Source organism: Bradyrhizobium sp. P2_E8, from assembly GCF_056403875.1.
The window spans coordinates 1-3,287 of record NZ_JBFUES010000848.1; the positions used below are offsets into that span (position 1 = coordinate 1).

At 65.7% G+C, this 3,287-nt stretch carries 3 protein-coding genes; 2 read left to right on the forward strand and 1 reads right to left on the reverse strand.

The genetic code is table 11. The annotated features are described in order from the left end of the window. Positions 1 to 116: 116 nt before the first annotated feature. Positions 117 to 818, reverse strand: coding sequence for an SDR family oxidoreductase (locus AC1D00_RS32955; protein ID WP_135175576.1), 702 nt, complete (start codon positions 816 to 818; stop codon positions 117 to 119). A gap of 234 nt (positions 819 to 1,052) precedes the next feature. Between AC1D00_RS32955 and AC1D00_RS32960 the strand changes: the two genes are divergently transcribed. Together AC1D00_RS32960 and AC1D00_RS32965 are read left to right on the forward strand one after the other, a co-directional pair. Next, positions 1,053 to 2,837 (forward strand): acyl-CoA dehydrogenase family protein, encoded by a 1,785-nt coding sequence (locus AC1D00_RS32960; RefSeq protein WP_477013546.1) that lies wholly within the window; start codon positions 1,053 to 1,055, stop codon positions 2,835 to 2,837. A 43-nt stretch (positions 2,838 to 2,880) separates the two neighbouring features. After that, the coding region (locus tag AC1D00_RS32965; protein WP_477013547.1) for an alcohol dehydrogenase catalytic domain-containing protein at positions 2,881 to 3,287 on the forward strand (407 nt) is incomplete at its 3' end.

Consider the following 3,287-nt stretch of genomic DNA (forward strand, 5'->3'; position numbering starts at 1 on the left):
CTCTCTATTCGTCATTGCGAGGAGCGAAGCGACGAAGCAATCCAGTCTGCCTCCGCGGAGCCATCTCTGGATTGCTTCGCTTCGCTCGCAATGACGGTTGTTGTGATGTTATCGCCTCAAAACTTCTCCACCCACGGCCGCAGCTCCAGCTCCCAGCTCCAGGCGCTGCGCGGCTGCTGCAACACGTTCCAGTAGCTTTCTGCAATCGCGTCGGGATCGAGCATTGAATCCGGATTGTCGGCTGCTTCCGTCCGCGCCGCGCTCCTGATACCGCCGTCGATCACGAAATGCGCGACATGGATGCCTTGCGGCGAGAGTTCGCGCGCCATGCTCTGGGCGAGGCCGCGCAGCGCGAACTTGCCCATCGCGAAGGAAGCGGACTGCGCATAGCCCTTGACGCTGGCCGAAGCGCCGGTGAACAGGATCGCGCCGTGCTTGTTCGGCAGCATGCGCTTGGCCGCCTGTTGCGCCACCAGGAAACCACCATAGGCGCTGACCGCGATCGCCTGCGCGACATCGGCCGGGACGAGGTCGACGAGCGGCCCCCGGGTGCGGCCGCTGGCATTGTAGACGACGAGATCGGGCGTGCCGATCTCGCGCTCGACGAGGCCGAACAGGCGCTCGACCTCATCCGGCTCTGTCGCGTTGCAGGCATAGGCTCTTGCACCGGTCTCGGTGCAGAGCGCGCCCAGCTTCTCGATCTTCCGCGCGGCAAGCGCCACGCGAATGCCCTGGGCGGAGAGCAGCCGCGCCAGCGAGGCGCTCAGGCCCTCGCCGGCGCCGACGATGAGCGCGATCTTGTATTTCGGGTGTTCCATGGCGTGATCTCTCGGAGACGGGAAGCCGTTGATCTATGCATCCGCCGTGCGGACAACCAGCCGGGGTGCAGGCCCGGCCGATCACAATTCCGCAGAGCGAATTGCTCCTTCACCGCGATCATGCCTCCCTGACAATTTGCGGCTTTATCCGGCTTCCTGGCTGGAGCATGATCGACATCATCCCAAGCGGCAAGCGCTAAGAAATGCCGTCGGGCGGAAACGAAGAGGACGATCATGCACAAGCCGGTCACAGCGCAGCCGAAAGATGCCGCGTCCGCACCATCCGGCCTGCTGGCGCCCGATACCACAGGCATGAATTTCTACCGCGCCGATCCGGCGCTGACGGATTTGCTGCGCATCCATCTGCCGGAGACGCTGTTCCGTCACATCGAGCCGCATCTCGACCGCCTTGGCGAGCTCGCCGGCGGCCATCTCGACGACTGCGCGCGCCTCGCCGACCGGCACACGCCCGTGCTGCACCAGCGCGACAAGTTCGGCCGCGACGTGCAGTGGATCGAATACCACCCGGCCTATCGCGAACTGGAGAAGGCCGCGTTCGGCGAGTTCGGCATCCACGCGCTGTCGATCCGCAAGGGCATCATGGGCTGGCCGGACAAATATCCTGTCGTGGCAAAGCACGCCTTCACCTTCCTGTTCAACCAGACCGAATTCGGCATGGGCTGCCCGATCAACGTCACCGACGGCTGCGCAAAACTGCTGGCGAATTTCGGCAGCGAGGCGCTGAAGGCAAAATATCTCGATGGTCTCACCCAGACCGACATGAGCAAGCTGACGCAAGGAGGCCAGTTCATGACCGAGAAGGAGGGCGGCTCCGACGTCGGCACGCTGACCACGCGCGCCGTGCAGGAGGGCGACCATTGGCGCCTCACTGGCGAAAAATGGTTCTGCTCGAACGCGGATGCCAAGGTGGTGATGCTGCTGGCGCGTCCCGAAGGCGCCGGCCCCGGCACGCGCGGCGTCGGCCTGTTCCTGATGCCGCGCTTCCTCGAGGACGGCGCGCAGAACCACTACCGGATCGTGCGTCTGAAGGACAAGCTCGGCACGCGCTCGATGGCGTCAGGGGAGATCAAGCTCGAAGGCGCGATCGCCTACGCCGTCGGCAAGCTCGACCGCGGCTTCGTGCAGATGGCCGAGATGGTGAATTCGTCGCGGCTCTCCAACGGCGTCAAATCCACCGCGCTGATGCGCCGCGCCTATCACGACGCCATGACGGTGGCGAAGAACCGCGTGGTGTTCGGCAGCCGCATCATCGACCTGCCGCTCGGCCGGCGGCAGATGCTGAAGATCACGCTGCCGGTCGAGCAGGCGATGTCGATGAGCTTCCTCACCGCCGACGCGCTCGACCGCGCCGAAGCCGGCAGCCAGGATGCGGCGGCGCTGCTGCGTATCCTGACGCCCACGCTGAAATTCCGCGCTACGCGCGATGCACGAAAAGTCTGCGGCGATGCGCTCGAGATGCGTGGCGGCATCGGCTATATCGAGGAATTCGCTACCGCCCGGCTGCTGCGCGACGCCCATCTCGGCTCGGTCTGGGAAGGCACCGGCAACATCGTCGCGATCGATGCGCTGAGGCGCGCGGTCGGCCGCCACGGCGCCGAAGCTGCGCTCGCCGCCGACCTGGATGCCCGGCTCGATGACAGCGCGTCTGTGCCGCAGGCCTGGCGCGACCGTTTGCGCGGTCTTGCCGATCGTGCGGTCGGCTTCGCGCGCGAGGTCGCGGGCAAGTCAGAGAACGAGGCCGACGCGCGGCGCGCCACCAGCCTGCTCTATCATGTCGCAAGCGCCGTCGCTCTCGCGTGGGAAGCGCATCGCATCCACGCCATGCGCGGCGATGCGCGACGGCTGCTGCTGTCGCGGCTGGTGATCGATCATCGGGTGTCGCCGAACGATCCGTTCCGGCTGACGGAAAATGCCGCGCAGGCGAAGATCGCCGCGCTGCTGCTCGGCGATCGCGTGGCCGGGATGAGCGAGGTTGGCGAACTGGTTCTGGCAGCGTAGGCTGCGCCCGCGTTCAAAACAAAAAAGCGACAGGGAGTGCTCGATGAAGGCCGCCGTCCTCTATGAAGTCAACAAGCCGCTGGTCATCGAGGATGTCAGCCTGCCGAAGCCGGGCCCGCGCGAGGTCCTGATCCGCACATCGGTCGCCGGCCTCTGCCACTCCGACCTGCACTTCATGGAAGGCCTCTATCCGCATCCGCTGCCCGCGGTGCTCGGGCATGAATCCGCCGGCGTGGTCGAGCAGGTCGGCTCCGACGTCACCTACGTGAAGCCGGGCGACCACGTCGTCACCTGCCTGTCGGTGTTCTGCGGCACCTGCGACAACTGCACCACCGGCCGTACCGTGCTCTGCACCGATACCACGGTGAAGCTGCTGCCGGGCGTCTCCGACCGCATGCAATGGTCGCGCTCCGAGAAGTTGCATCAGTTCCTCAATCTCTCGTCCTTCGC